This window comes from Streptosporangium pseudovulgare (genome assembly GCF_014648055.1).
GTDB lineage: Bacteria > Actinomycetota > Actinomycetes > Streptosporangiales > Streptosporangiaceae > Streptosporangium > Streptosporangium pseudovulgare.
Genome location: NZ_BMQJ01000025.1, coordinates 31113 through 43328 on the forward strand (window position 1 = coordinate 31113; position 12216 = coordinate 43328).

Consider the following 12216-nt stretch of genomic DNA (forward strand, 5'->3'; position numbering starts at 1 on the left):
TTTTCGCTGCTTACCACATTTAATACAAATTAGCGATGCTTCGCTAATCGTTAAGCGGCGCTTACGGGAACATCGGGGTGCGCGCACTGGTTCACCCTGTAGCGACAGGTGAGGACGCCCGGGTCCCCTGGAGCGACAGGTGAGGAGGATGTCGGCACATGGGCTGGCTGTTCGGCAACAAGACTTCCATGGTGTCCCCGGAGAACGCGCTGCCGGGCCGTGACACGAGGATGGCGGTGCCCGCGCGCCACGCGGTCCTCGACGCCCCGCTGGCTCCGCCGTACCCCGAGGGGGCCGAGATCGCCGACTTCGGCCTCGGCTGCTTCTGGGGCGCCGAGCGGAAGTTCTGGCAGACCCCCGGCGTGGTGTCCACCTCCGTCGGCTACGCCGGCGGGTACACCCCCAACCCCACCTACGAGGAGGTCTGCACCGGGCAGACCGGTCACGCCGAGGTCGTCCGCGTGGTCTTCGACCCGGCCAGGATCTCCTACGAGGAGCTGCTGCGCGTCTTCTGGGAGGCCCACGACCCCACCCAGGGCATGCGCCAGGGCAACGACGTCGGCACCCAGTACCGCTCGGCGATCTACTTCCACTCGCCCGAGCAGGAGAAGGCCGCCCTGGCCTCACGCGACGCCTACCGGAAGGTGCTCGCCGACGCGGGCTACGGCGACATCACCACCGAGATCGCCCCGGCCGGCGACTACTTCTACGCCGAGGAGTACCACCAGCAGTACCTTCACCGCAACAAAAACGGCTACTGCGGGATCGGGGGCACAGGGGTCTCCTGTCCGGTGGGCCTGACGTCCGGCGATGCCTGACGAGCCAGGTCTGATCCATGAGGGGTGGATCAGGGAGGAGAACGCGAGGGTCTTCTGCGAGATCCTCGCGTCGCTCATTGGTTATGAGTTCGATGATCTCGACTGGCAGGCCATCCGTACCGCGTTGCCTGACACCGATGATGAGCAGGCCGAACGCTGGTATGACCACCCACTGATCGGGGCGATGGCGCGGTTGGACGTCAGGCTCGCCCAGGCTGTGGGCGGCACGGTGATCTCCGTTGAGGTATTCGGTGTCCGGAAGGATGACCTTCTTCACGCTCAGGTCAAACTGGCTTGTGACCTCGCGGCGGCTTATGTGATCCGGAGCGGACATCACACAGAGTGACTGTAAAGCTCCAACTGATGCTTGACGGATCGGTGTCGGGTGATGCTTTCCACCAGGCCTAGATCCTGTAGTCGATATGGCCGCTCGCTCGCAGCCGGTTGACCTCCTTGGTGATCGTTCGTGGGTGCACCGACAGCTCCTCACCTTCGAACAGCACCCGCAGCCGGGTCTGTTCAAGGACGACGGTGACGACCTTGCCGCGGTGCACCTGCCCCACCTGGACCTTGCAGCCGGCCACCATGAGCGTGCCGTTGCCTGACACCACCCGCTCCACCTGAGGGAAGCGGCCGACGAGGGCACCGTCGGCGCCCTGGGCCAGGCGGGCGCCGTGCAGCCTGCCGCGCTGAGAGGGCGTCAACGGGCTCGGCCGGGTGCACATCAGCACCCCATCGGCGATCACCCGGACCGTCCGGGCATCGATCCGCAACGGCACCCGGTGGCGCGCGTCCGACGCCGGCTGCGGCACCCCGTAGAAGCCCCGATGGCCGAGGAACCGGAGGCCGTTCCAGCGCTTGAGCATCGCTTCGAAACTCCGTTGAATGCAGAAGGCAGAAGGCGGGGATTTCCCGAACGACCAACCGGAGGCGGTTGTCGGCGTGGCGCCTCCCGGGACGTTTCGTCACCGGCGAATCCGCGGCGGAGCCGCTCACCGGACGGACCCCGGCTCGGTAGTGCAGGCCCCACCATGAACAGCCCTGACGGCATGACTGATCTTCGAATGCGAGAGCTGAACGATAGGGGCATCACCTCACGTACAAGGAGATTCTCTCGATGCGTAAGCTTCTTGCCGCCGCGGCCGCCGGCACGGCCTTCGCCATCCTCCTGGGCGCTGCCTCGCCGGCCTTGGCCGCCGGCGCCGCCGTCTCCAGTGGTAAGACCGTCCAGCAGCAGGTGGACCGGCTGACAAGGCAGGACGGCATGGCCGGTGCGGTGCTTTCCGTGCGTGACCGCGATGGCCGTATGACGACGTGGACCTCCGGCACCGCGCAGCGTGGCACCGGCAGGCCGATGGTCGGCGGGGACGGCCGGTTCCGCGCGGCGAGCGTCACCAAACCGGTGATCGCGGCGGCGGTGATGCGGCTGGTCGACGGTGGCAAGCTGGACCTGGATGAGCAGGTCGAGCACTACCTGCCCGGCTCGTTGCACGGTGCGCGTGTCACCGTCCGTCAGCTGCTGAAGCACACCAGCGGCCTGCCGGAGTACTTCGACCTGGTCGACTGGACCAAGCCCGCCATTCCCGCTGATCACCTCGCGCTCGCCCTGACCCGCCCCATGGTCGGCGAACCGGGCGAGCGATGGTTCTACTCCAACACCAACTATCTGGTGGCCGGCATGCTGATCCAGAAGGTGACGGGCAAGGACTTCCGCGAGGTGACCGAGGACGGCGTGCTGAAGGGCCTGCCCGGCACCTACTGGCCGAAGAACGGCGAACTCGGCGTCCGCGACCGGCACGCGCACACCTACGGCGTCAACCCCGCCTCCCCGCGGTCCGGAGAGACGGACACCACCCGACTGCCCGGCTACGCCTTCGGCGCCGGCGGCGGCCTCATCTCCACCCCGGAAGACCTCAACCGCTTCTGGCAGTCCATCCCCGAGGCGACGCTGCGTACGATGCTCGCCGACCCGGTGCCCGCCTCCGACCCCAAGGGCAGCCGCTACGGCCTTGGCCTGTACACCTATCAGCTGAGCTGCGGCCCCGCATGGATGCACGACGGCGGTCTGCCGGGCACCCGTGTGCTGAGCGGGCGCAACCGCGCGGGCAAGGCCGCGACCGTCTACGTCACCGGCACGCCGAAGGACGACAAGCATCTCTTCGCCGCCCTCGACGCCGCGCTCTGCCGCCCCTCACGCTGATCCACACCCCAGCGGTTCCTGCCCGTGGCCGGTCTCGAAGCGTAAGCCGGCCGCGCTCAGCCCATGCTTCTGCGGAGCCGTCCCGGTCGCTTCTCGTTCCCACGACGGTCGTTACGGAAGCCTGCCACCTCATGATCTGGGTGATGCGGCCCGGACGAAGCGCTCGCCCCATTCGCGGATGTACGTGACGAACTCCGGCGGGCCCAGTACCTCGAACTCCGCGCCCACGTTGCCCAGCGCCTGGGCCGGCCAGTCCAGTGAGGCCGAGGTCATCCTGAGCAGGCAACTGCGTTCGCCGGCTTCTTCGACCGTCCCCCACTGACCGACCGTCGTGCGTACCCATGCGGCGGGTGCGTGCACGAGCGCCTCGACCGTGTACGGCTCGGGCACGCCGCCGGCCGCTCTGACGAACGCCGCCGCGTCCTGCGTGGGCAGGTCGCGCGGGCGGAAACGTGCTCCCGTCGCCTGCGCCTGTGCCAGGCGGTCGAGCCGGAAGCTGCGCCAGTCCTGCCGGGTCAGGTCGTAGGCGACCAGATACCAGCGGCGGCCGAGGGTCACCAGCCGGTACGGCTCGACCTCGCGCGATGAGGGCTCGCGGCCCCGTGCGGCGTAGGAGAAGCGCAGCCGCTCCTCGTCCCGGCACGCCTGGGCGACGGTGGTCAGCACGTCCACCGTGACGACCGGCTCCGCCGAGGTCGCGGAGACCGTCGCCCCGCGCAGGACGTCCACGCGGCGGCGCAGCCGGGGCGGCATGACCTGGACGACCTTGGTGAGAGCCCGGATCGCGGACGCCTCCATGCCCGTGATCGAGCTCCGCGCGGCCTCACCCATGCCGACGGCGAGCGCGACCGCCTCCTCCTCGTCGAGCAGCAGCGGCGGCAGCACGGCGCCGGGCGCGAGCTGATACCCGCCGTCGGTCCCGCGCGCGGCGTGCACCGGATACCCCAGCTCCCGCAGCCGGTCGACGTCACGACGAAGCGTCCGTTCGGAGACGTCGAGCCGATCGGCCAGCTCCGCGCCCGCCCATTGGCGGTGGGTCTGCAGGAGGGCCAGCAGCCGGAGGGTGCGTGAGCTCGTGTTCGCCATGGTTCCAGTCTGCCCAGGCTTCCGGTCAGAAAGTGGCCGGAAGCCTCCTTAGCGTTGAGATCGAAGCCCCGCAAGGAAGGAACAGGAATGATCACTCGTGAGATCCGGCTGGCCGCGCACGTCACCGATGAGCCCGGCCTCGATCACTTCGCCCTCGCCGAGACCGAGGTGGACGGCGAGGTGATCGTCAGGACCGACTACGTGGGGTTGGCCGCGGCCTATCTGGAGCTGATGCGGGCCGACTGCCGGATCCCGGTGCCCGCCTGGCAGCCCGGCGACCGGGTGGGCGCCGCCGTCGTGGGCACCGTGGTCCGCTCCGACAGCCCGGATCTCGCCGTGGGCGATCTGGTGCAGTCGATGACCGGCTGGAGCGAGCACTCGGCGGGCCCGGCCGCGCAGTACGTCAAGCTCGACCGTGACCTTTTCCCCGAGCCCTCCTATCACCTCGGCCAGGGTGTGACGGCCTACTACGGGATGGCCGACGTCGCCGCCGTCGGTGAGGGGGACGTGGTGTTCGTCTCGGGCGCGGCCGGCGGGGTCGGTTCGCTGGCCGGGCAGATCGCCAGATGCCGGGGCGCGGCCAGGGTGATCGGCAGCGCGGGCAGCCGGGCGAAGGCCGCCTACCTGGTCGACGAGCTCGGCTATGACGCCGCCTTCGACTACCACGACGGACCGGTGGCCGACCGGCTGCGGGAACTCGTGCCCGAGGGCATCACGGTCTTCTTCGACGTCGTGGGCGGCGAGCAGTACCAGGCGGCGGTCCAGACGGCGCGGCCCGGCGCCCGCTTCGCGCTGTGCGGCTCCCTTTCCCACCAGCTCGGCGGCGGCGCCGACCGCTTTCCCGAGCCGGACCGCGCGGCGGCCCAGGCCAGAGGCATCGAGCTGTCGCCGTTCTCCTGCCACCACACGCCGGAACAGGTCGCGGCCTGGCGTGAGCACTTCACCCGATGGCTGGGAGAAGGCCGTTTCGTCTTCCCACAGACCATCGTGGAGGGCGGCATCAAGGAGGTGCCCGGCGCGTTCCTGTCCATGCTCAAGGGCTCCTACCGGGGCAACGTCGCGGTGCGGTTGGCGTGAGCAGGCTCTCCCGGCGCGCGCTCAACCGGGCCCCGCCGCACCGGCAGTTCCTGGTGCGGCGCACCGGCCGTACCGCACTGGAGGTGATCGGGCATCTGATTGCGATGCAGGCCCAGGAGCCGAACCGGCCCTACGTCGGACTGTGGAGCCGGATCGACGGCTTCACCCAGACCCGGCTGAGCGATCTGCTGGAGGAGCGTACGGTGGTCCGCTCGGCGCTGCTGCGCTGCACCCGGCACCTGGGTCGTCAGGCCGCCGTAGCGCCATCGCGATGACGGCGCTGGATCCGGCACTGCTCGCCAGGCGTGGCGTGTCGCCTGCTGGGCGGCCTGTCGCCGTTCCCCGGTGTACGGGCCCGCACCCTGCCGTGCTTCAGCGGATTCCAGACGATGCAACATTTCGGGGTACTGGTGCGTCTCAGCCGGGATGAACGAGAGGATTCCCGCCCGTGGATGACGCGCCGGATTTCGCGGACTTCGCCGCCGATCGGATCGATGCGTTGTTCCGCTACGCCTACATGCTCACCGGCAACCCGCACGACGCCGCCGACCTCGTTCAGGAGGCGATGGTACGGCTGCGCAGCTCATGGCCGCGCGTGCGGCGCAAGCACAACCCGGAGAGCTACGTGCGAACCACGATCACCCGGCTGCACATCTCCGTCTGGAGGCGGCGCAGGCGCGAACATCTGACATGGGAGGTGCCCGAACAGCCGCAACCGGTGGCGGAGCCACCGCTGGACCTCTGGGACGAGCTGGCCGAACTGCCCAAGAGGCAGCGTGCCGTACTGGTCCTGCGCTACTACGAGGACCGATCGGACGCCGAGATCGCCGAGATCCTCGGCATTTCTCCCGGAACCGTACGGAGCCAGGCATCCCGCGCCCTCGGCAAACTGCGTGACACCGTCACCCCGCTAAGGAGACTGCGATGAACGACGTCGAAGAGGCGCTGCGCCGTACGTTCGCCGGTGCGGAGACGCGGATCCCGGCCACTCCGCCGGATCTGCTGCGCCAGGTGACCGTGGGGCGGACCCGGCGCGGACGCCGTGGCCTGGTGCCGGCGACCGCGATGGCCACCTGCCTGGCGATCTGGGCGGCGTCAGGCGTGACATGGTGGGCTTCCGAGCAGCGACCCGCCACCACGGCCAAGCCCACGCCGTACATTCACGAACGACGGATCGTGAAGGAGATCGCGCCGCCGCTGGAACAGGTCCTGCCTTCGGTGGTCGCGGAGGTCCCCCGGAAGGTCCCGAACGGTAGGGCCTTCACGCCGAAGCTGTTCATCGACTCACGCACCATGCTCGGGTACGTGTCGAAGAAGGGCTACGATCCTGCGCCTGAGTTGTGGGTTTATCGTCTGGAATCGCAGACCTTTAAGCGCCTGGCCGTCATCGACCGCCCCATCGCGCCGGTGGACTCGCCGGCGGTGGGCGAAGGCGTGATCGCCTGGTTCGAGTATGTGGACCGAGACATCCACATCATGACGATTCCGGTGACCGGGGGCACTCCTCGCACGGTGGTCTCGTTCCCGGCCGAACGGGATGTGGACAAGGTGAACGGGGACACCATCTACGGTGTGGATCTGGCCGTCGGAGACGGCAGGATCTTCTGGTCGTCGACCAAGTCGGGGGGCGTCAACCAGGTTCCGGTGGCGGGCGGCGAACCGTCGCCCGTCCCGGGCACGAAGGGACTGCGCCTCTTCTCCTGGCCCTGGGCGGGGCGTCCCGCCGATGGCCCGGGGGTCATGACGAATCTGCTCAACCTGAGCACCGGGGAGCGGCTGAAAAACCCGGCGCGGGCGCGGTGCGATGTGACCTGGTGCCTCACCGGCGACCGGGCGACCCGCCGCGACGGCAGCCAGGTTCTGGACCTGCCGGGCGACAACCCCCGGTCACTCGTGGCCGACCGTTTCGTCAGCATGGACCAGGTGGACGAACAGGGACGGAAAGCCTTGGTGATCTTCGATCTCGCCACATCACGGGCCGGCAGGCTGTGGATTCGCAACGACCGCAAGGCATCCCCCACCCTCTACACGGATACGGAGATGCTCTACTTCAAGCGCGGTGACACGTGGGCCGTCATTCACGACCCGGACCGTTAGGCCAGGAACCCGCGGCCAAGCCCGGCCGGTGGGTACGCGGTTCACAACGACGTCCCGGCCCTGGCCGTCGGCGCCGCCGGCGACCTCGTCGCCGCCCACCCCGAGCAGCGGGCCATGCACCGGGCACCGGCCGCCGCCCGCATGGTCGCTCCGCGCGGCGCATCCCGCCACGGTACGGCGGCCGCCCGGCTTCGGTTCCCCGGTGAGTGAGGAGGTGTCCCCGGCCGGGAACCCGGACGACACCGTCCACGGCGGTTGGGAACGGTGCCGCGTCATGTCCCGAGGCCATCCGCCTCAGGACTCGAACGGCGGGCCGTAAGGGCGCGGCCTCCGGCTGCGACGGCCAGTGCGACGACGATCAGAGCCGCCGCGACCGCGAACGTGATCCGCGTGGCGGTGGCCACGGTCTCGGGGCGCGCCGTCGTGACATCGGTGGCCCCCGAGGCGAGGGTGAACACGGCGCCCATGACGGACGCGCCGGTGATGAGCCCGAGGTTGCGCGACAGGTTGAGCATGCCGGAGACGACGCCTCGCCGCTCCGGGGGGACGTCCGCCATGACGGCGGTGTTGTTGGCCGCCTGGAAAAGCGCGTAGCCGGAGGTGATGACAACGACGGGGGCGATGTAGCCGGCGATGCCGAGCGACGCCGACATCACGGCCAGAGCGGAGCACCCTGCCGCCACCCCGGCGAGTCCCAGGACGGTCATGCGTTGGGTGCCGAGACGGTCCACGATCCGACCGGCCGGCACGCCGGTCAGTGCGGCGACCAGCGGACCGACGGACATGGCGAGTCCGACGGGAGCCGCGTCGAGCCCGAGCGCACGGGAGAGATGGAACGGCCCGACCACCAGCGTCGTCATCATCACCGTCGAGACGAGCGCGCTCATGGCGAGGCTCGTGCTCAGCATGGGATCGCGGAACATCGTCAACCGGATCAGAGGTGACGCCGCCTTTCTCTCGGCGAGGACGAAGAGGCCGGCTCCGACTCCGGCGGCCAGCAGCAGAGCCGTGTTGAGCGGATCCGGACGGCCGCGTCCGGCCGTCATGGCGAGCGCGTAGGCCGCGAGCGTCAGGGCAAGGAGCAGCGTGCCCGTGTTGTCGAAGCCGGTCCGGCCGGTTTTCCGCCCCTGGTGGTCGACGGGCAGATGGCGACGCGCGAGAAGAAGGGCCAGCGCGCCCAGCGGTACCTTGACCAGGAAGATCGCCCGCCATCCCAGGACGGAGATCAGGACACCGCCGAGCGAGGGGCCGAGAGCGGTGCCGATCGCGGACATCGTGCCGAGCAGTCCCATGGCGCTGCCGGTCTTCGCCTTCGGCACCGTCCCGCCGACGAAGGCCATGGTGAGAGCCATCATGGTGGCCGCTCCGACCCCTTGCGCCACCCGGGCGGCGATCAGCAGCCAGAGCGTGGGCGCGACGCCGCACAGTGCCGAGGCCACCGTGAACAGGGAGATCCCGGCCAGCAGCAGCCGCCGGCGGCCGATGAGGTCACCGAGCCGTCCGACGCTGACGACCAGGATGGTGGTGGCGAGGAGATAGGCGAGGACGATCCACTGGACCTCCTGGAAGGAGGCGGTGAACGCCTGCGACAGTGTCGGCAGGCCGACATTGGCGATGCTGGTGCCGAGCGAGGGCAGCAACATGGAGAGCGAAAGGCACGTGAGCGCCCATCGAGCCGAAGACGTCCGTTCGGCGCTTCCCGCCTTTGCCGCGTTCGCCGGAGCTCTGCCCACCGTGGTTCCCTTCGTTCGCCGAGTGCGCCCACGGTGCGCCCTTCACCGCCGGTTCGGCAAGTAACGTTGCCGGTATGGCAAATGACGACGTCGTTGTCCTGACCTCTGTGGGCCCGCGGCTGCGTGAGCTTCGCAAGAAGCGCGGCAGCACCCTGAGCCGGCTCGCGGAGTCCACCGGCATCTCGGTCAGTACCCTGTCCCGCCTCGAATCCGGTGAGCGCAAGCCCACGCTGGAGTTGCTGCTGCCGCTCGCCCGCGCCTACCAGGTGCCGCTCGACGAGCTCGTCGGCGCGCCGCCGGTCGGTGATCCGCGGGTACGGTTGAAGCCGATCAAACGCGCGGGCTCGACGGTCGTGCCGCTGACCCAGCACCCCGGTGGCCTGCAGGCGTTCAAGATGGTCATCGGGGTCGCCCGCCGCGATCCCGAGCCGCGTACGCACGAGGGCTACGAGTGGCTGTACGTGCTCAGCGGGAGGCTGCGGCTGGTGTTCGCCGAGCACGACATCGTGCTCGGGGCGGGGGAGGCCGCGGAGTTCGACACCCGGCTACCGCACTGGTTCGGCAGCACCGGGGAAGGGCCGGTGGAGATCCTCAGCCTGTTCGGGGCACAGGGGGAACGCATGCACGTCCGCGCGAAACCGCGTGGCACGTAGTCCTGCGGCGCCGTTGACGACGTGCGCCGGGGCGAGCGGAAGGCCGCCTTCCGTGATCCTGAAGGCGGCCTTTTCGAGCTCTGCAGGGCTCTGCGGGGCTCTGCGGGGCTTGGCGGGGGAGGAGAGGGGGACGCGCGTCGCCGGGCTCGTTCTCCGAAGGACGCCGGGTGACGCTACGGCGTCAGGGAGTGCGGGGCAGTACCTGGATCGTGTCGCCGACGGGGCGTTCGCCCGCCGCGTCGGACGGGCGGTTGACCAGTGCGCCCTTCACCGCCATGGCGCTGGAGCCGCCACCGTCGAGGTTCAGCGCCTGGACGGCGCCGAGGGATCGCATGAAGGCCGCCGCCTCGGCGATCGTGAAGCCCTCGCTCCCGTCGCTGAGGCGGCCGTCCACGGTGACCAGCAGCAGCTGGCCCTGCCGGTCGATGCCGGCCATCGTGCGGGGCTGGCGGTTGTTCGCCCAGGCGTAGCCGAAGGACAGGTCCGCCGGGTCGACCACACCCTCGGCGGCGGCGTCGATGTGAATCCGCCCGTCCTTCACCAGCGTCGGGGCGGCGCTGACGATGCTGTCGTCCGGGCCCAGCTTGACCCGCCTGCCGTCGGTGTCGCGGATGACCTCCGTCATGGAGACCTTTCCACCGGCCGCGGCGTGGTCGGTGAGCCAGTCGGCCGCCGAGCCGACGCCCTGGAGCACGGTGTGGCCGGCGGGGACGGTGCCGCCCCGGTTGCCGATCGACACCACGCGGCCCTTGGGGCTCAGCACCGCCTGGGTGCCGGGACCGGTCGGCAGGGCGTGGGCGTACTCACCCGTGAACTTGACCAGGGCGTCCGTCTCGGTGCAGGTGAGGTCCTGGCGGGGTTCCGCGGTGGGGGTCGCGCCGGGCCGGCCGCAGTTCCGCACCAGCCCCGGCGTGCGGTTGACGCCCTGGACGGGATGGGTGGAGGAGCCGATGCGCGCGGTGACGACGGTGGTCAGGTCGGCGATCCGGTTGTGCCGGCCGCCGTCCCCGAGGATCAGCGCCGCGCGCGAACCCGCCGCCATCGAGGCCAGTTCGCCGTCGTGGGCGCTGATGCCGGCCGGGGCGCCCTGGACGCCGTCGGCGTCGGAGGTGAGGAAGAAACCGCCGTTGACGCCCACCAGGGAGCCCAGCTTGGCGGCCACCGACGAGGTCGTCTCCCGCTGGGTGACGCTGTCGTCGTGGGTGGCGACGACGGAACCGTCGAACACGCGTGGCTCGATGACCGCGACGTGGATGTTCTCCACGTCGGCCGGCTGGTCGGCGTCGTAGCCGGTCCACTCCACGACGTTGCGGAATCCCGCCGCGGTGACCTGCGCCGCCGCGCTCTGGGCCGCGGCCTGGGTGGGGTAGGAGCCGATCCGGACCCGCACGCCCATGAGACCGTGCGGCGTGTCGGCGTAATCCGGCCACGGGATCCGGGCCGCCTTCGGCTCGAAGCCGGCCGTACGCAGCCGGGTCACGGTGTCCGAGGCCCATGACTCCGTGCCGACCGTGGCCCAGGCCGGAGCATCGGTGAACCGGGCTTTGACGGCGGCCTGCACGGTGACGGCCCAGGCCGGGGCGGCGGCGGGGTTCCTGATCGTGCCGGTGCGCACTTCCACGCCCGGTGCGACGGTCCGCGTCGTCCACTGCTCCGTGGCCGGGCCCGTCGCCGAGGCGGTGGACGCGGCGGGTACGGTCCGCGAGTCCGCCGCCGCCACCGAAGAGATCGACAGCGGTGCCGCGACGGCCAGCGCGGTGGCCGCGTAGAGCGTGAGCCGTGCACGGGTGCCGCGGCTGCTACCTGGGCGGTTGTTCATGACACATCCTTGCGGTTCAACGGGCGGCCGGAATGTCCGGAAGATTCGGGTTTCCGGGTTAATGGCCAAGTTGACAGTCCAGTGCGTCGAGGAGAATTTTTGAGTGGAAGCCAAGATGCGTACGTGGTCGGGAGGGTGAACGCTTGGTAGTGGCCCCGGTCCATGCCCCGTGTCGAGTCCGCTTCTCGTCGCGGCATGTGGGCGCGTTCGCTCTCCCGTCCGAACGACTCTGAGCACGAAAGCGGAGACGCGTTCCATGTCATGTGCGCGTATCGGCCACTGCGGCATCGGGGGCACCGGGGTCGCGTGCCCGGTGGGCGTCGCGCCCGCCGGGGAGTGAACAGGACGGTCTTCGACGAGGTCGACGGTCCGGAGGCGGCCGAGGCCGAGACGGGCATGTGGAGGGACCTGCGCGCCGCCCCGCCGGAGCCGCACGCCGATGGCCTGGACATCCGCCTGGTGACGACCCCGGAGCGGCTCGCCGACTACGCGACGGTCCTGGCCGCGAACCGGGACCCGCCGGCCGCCACGGTGCGCCGGTTCTTCACCGAACGCCATCGCATGCGGCGCTCCCGCGGGAACCACGGTCGTCACCTCCACGCTGCCTTGACCGGCCGGCGCCCTCACGGCCGGCTCGGCGAGCGGGAGGCGCGAGGAGCGGTCAGGCGGAAAGGGCGTCGCCAGGGGGCGGATACTTCGAGGACGGCCGTCGATTCCGGGTGACACGGCGGGC

13 protein-coding genes are annotated in these 12216 nt (G+C 70.1%); 9 read left to right on the forward strand and 4 right to left on the reverse strand.

Translation table 11 applies throughout. The features are described from left to right. Positions 1-158: 158 nt before the first annotated feature. On the forward strand, positions 159-818 hold the full coding sequence (gene msrA, locus IEZ10_RS33820) for a peptide-methionine (S)-S-oxide reductase MsrA (protein ID WP_189250586.1): 660 nt from the start codon (positions 159-161) through the stop codon (positions 816-818). Beyond that, positions 811-1164, forward strand: coding sequence for a hypothetical protein (locus tag IEZ10_RS33825; RefSeq protein ID WP_189250587.1), 354 nt, complete (start codon positions 811-813; stop codon positions 1162-1164). Before msrA ends, IEZ10_RS33825 begins: the two co-directional genes overlap by 8 nt. Before the next feature lie 58 nt (positions 1165-1222). On the opposite strand, the gene IEZ10_RS33830 is transcribed toward IEZ10_RS33825, so the two are convergent. Further along, positions 1223-1684 carry a hypothetical protein gene (locus tag IEZ10_RS33830; protein WP_189250588.1) on the reverse strand — a complete coding sequence of 154 codons (462 nt, stop codon included), beginning with the start codon at positions 1682-1684 and terminating at the stop codon, positions 1223-1225. Between the two features lie 251 nt (positions 1685-1935). Between IEZ10_RS33830 and IEZ10_RS33835 the strand changes: the two genes are divergently transcribed. Further along, positions 1936-3018 carry a serine hydrolase domain-containing protein gene (locus IEZ10_RS33835; protein WP_189250589.1) on the forward strand — a complete coding sequence of 361 codons (1083 nt, stop codon included), beginning with the start codon at positions 1936-1938 and terminating at the stop codon, positions 3016-3018. 129 nt (positions 3019-3147) lie between these two features. On the opposite strand, the gene IEZ10_RS33840 is transcribed toward IEZ10_RS33835, so the two are convergent. Next, positions 3148-4104 (reverse strand): helix-turn-helix transcriptional regulator, encoded by a 957-nt coding sequence (locus IEZ10_RS33840; RefSeq protein WP_189250590.1) that lies wholly within the window; start codon positions 4102-4104, stop codon positions 3148-3150. A gap of 87 nt (positions 4105-4191) precedes the next feature. Between IEZ10_RS33840 and IEZ10_RS33845 the strand changes: the two genes are divergently transcribed. The 4 genes from IEZ10_RS33845 (at position 4192) to IEZ10_RS33860 (ending at position 7278) form a co-directional block, all read left to right on the forward strand. Continuing rightward, complete coding sequence (locus tag IEZ10_RS33845; RefSeq protein WP_189250591.1) at positions 4192-5181, forward strand: MDR family NADP-dependent oxidoreductase; 990 nt, start codon at positions 4192-4194, stop codon at positions 5179-5181. After that, the gene (locus IEZ10_RS33850; RefSeq protein WP_189250592.1) at positions 5178-5456 is read left to right on the forward strand and encodes a DNA glycosylase AlkZ-like family protein; all 279 of its coding nucleotides are present in this window, start codon (positions 5178-5180) and stop codon (positions 5454-5456) included. Before IEZ10_RS33845 ends, IEZ10_RS33850 begins: the two co-directional genes overlap by 4 nt. Before the next feature lie 173 nt (positions 5457-5629). After that, a complete protein-coding gene (locus tag IEZ10_RS33855; RefSeq protein WP_189250593.1) occupies positions 5630-6109 on the forward strand; it encodes a SigE family RNA polymerase sigma factor in 480 nt (159 codons plus the stop codon). Beyond that, the gene (locus IEZ10_RS33860; RefSeq protein ID WP_189250594.1) at positions 6106-7278 is read left to right on the forward strand and encodes a TolB-like translocation protein; all 1173 of its coding nucleotides are present in this window, start codon (positions 6106-6108) and stop codon (positions 7276-7278) included. Before IEZ10_RS33855 ends, IEZ10_RS33860 begins: the two co-directional genes overlap by 4 nt. A 272-nt stretch (positions 7279-7550) precedes the next feature. Here the strand turns inward: IEZ10_RS33860 and IEZ10_RS33865 are convergent, their stop codons facing one another. Next, entirely contained in the window at positions 7551-8921 is a 1371-nt protein-coding gene (locus tag IEZ10_RS33865; protein ID WP_189250595.1) for an MFS transporter, read from the reverse strand. A gap of 164 nt (positions 8922-9085) precedes the next feature. Between IEZ10_RS33865 and IEZ10_RS33870 the strand changes: the two genes are divergently transcribed. Further along, complete coding sequence (locus tag IEZ10_RS33870; RefSeq protein ID WP_189250596.1) at positions 9086-9664, forward strand: helix-turn-helix domain-containing protein; 579 nt, start codon at positions 9086-9088, stop codon at positions 9662-9664. 181 nt (positions 9665-9845) lie between these two features. Here IEZ10_RS33870 and IEZ10_RS33875 read toward each other — a convergent pair whose 3' ends face one another. Beyond that, complete coding sequence (locus IEZ10_RS33875; RefSeq protein ID WP_189250597.1) at positions 9846-11483, reverse strand: phosphodiester glycosidase family protein; 1638 nt, start codon at positions 11481-11483, stop codon at positions 9846-9848. Positions 11484-11819: 336 nt separating this feature from the next. Between IEZ10_RS33875 and IEZ10_RS39480 the strand changes: the two genes are divergently transcribed. Further along, positions 11820-12206 (forward strand): hypothetical protein, encoded by a 387-nt coding sequence (locus tag IEZ10_RS39480; protein ID WP_229811912.1) that lies wholly within the window; start codon positions 11820-11822, stop codon positions 12204-12206. Positions 12207-12216 lie beyond the last annotated feature (10 nt).

Bases quoted from the DNA above. Each gene is read 5' to 3' on its own strand.
- msrA (WP_189250586.1), top strand. From the start codon at position 159: ATGGGCTGGCTGTTCGGCAACAAGACTTCCATGGTGTCCCCGGAGAAC.
- IEZ10_RS33825 (WP_189250587.1), top strand. From the start codon at position 811: ATGCCTGACGAGCCAGGTCTGATCCATGAGGGGTGGATCAGGGAGGAG.
- IEZ10_RS33830 (WP_189250588.1), bottom strand. From the start codon at position 1,684: ATGCTCAAGCGCTGGAACGGCCTCCGGTTCCTCGGCCATCGGGGCTTC.
- IEZ10_RS33835 (WP_189250589.1), top strand. From the start codon at position 1,936: ATGCGTAAGCTTCTTGCCGCCGCGGCCGCCGGCACGGCCTTCGCCATC.
- IEZ10_RS33840 (WP_189250590.1), bottom strand. From the start codon at position 4,104: ATGGCGAACACGAGCTCACGCACCCTCCGGCTGCTGGCCCTCCTGCAG.
- IEZ10_RS33845 (WP_189250591.1), top strand. From the start codon at position 4,192: ATGATCACTCGTGAGATCCGGCTGGCCGCGCACGTCACCGATGAGCCC.
- IEZ10_RS33860 (WP_189250594.1), top strand. From the start codon at position 6,106: ATGAACGACGTCGAAGAGGCGCTGCGCCGTACGTTCGCCGGTGCGGAG.
- IEZ10_RS33865 (WP_189250595.1), bottom strand. From the start codon at position 8,921: ATGTTGCTGCCCTCGCTCGGCACCAGCATCGCCAATGTCGGCCTGCCG.
- IEZ10_RS33870 (WP_189250596.1), top strand. From the start codon at position 9,086: ATGGCAAATGACGACGTCGTTGTCCTGACCTCTGTGGGCCCGCGGCTG.
- IEZ10_RS33875 (WP_189250597.1), bottom strand. From the start codon at position 11,483: ATGAACAACCGCCCAGGTAGCAGCCGCGGCACCCGTGCACGGCTCACG.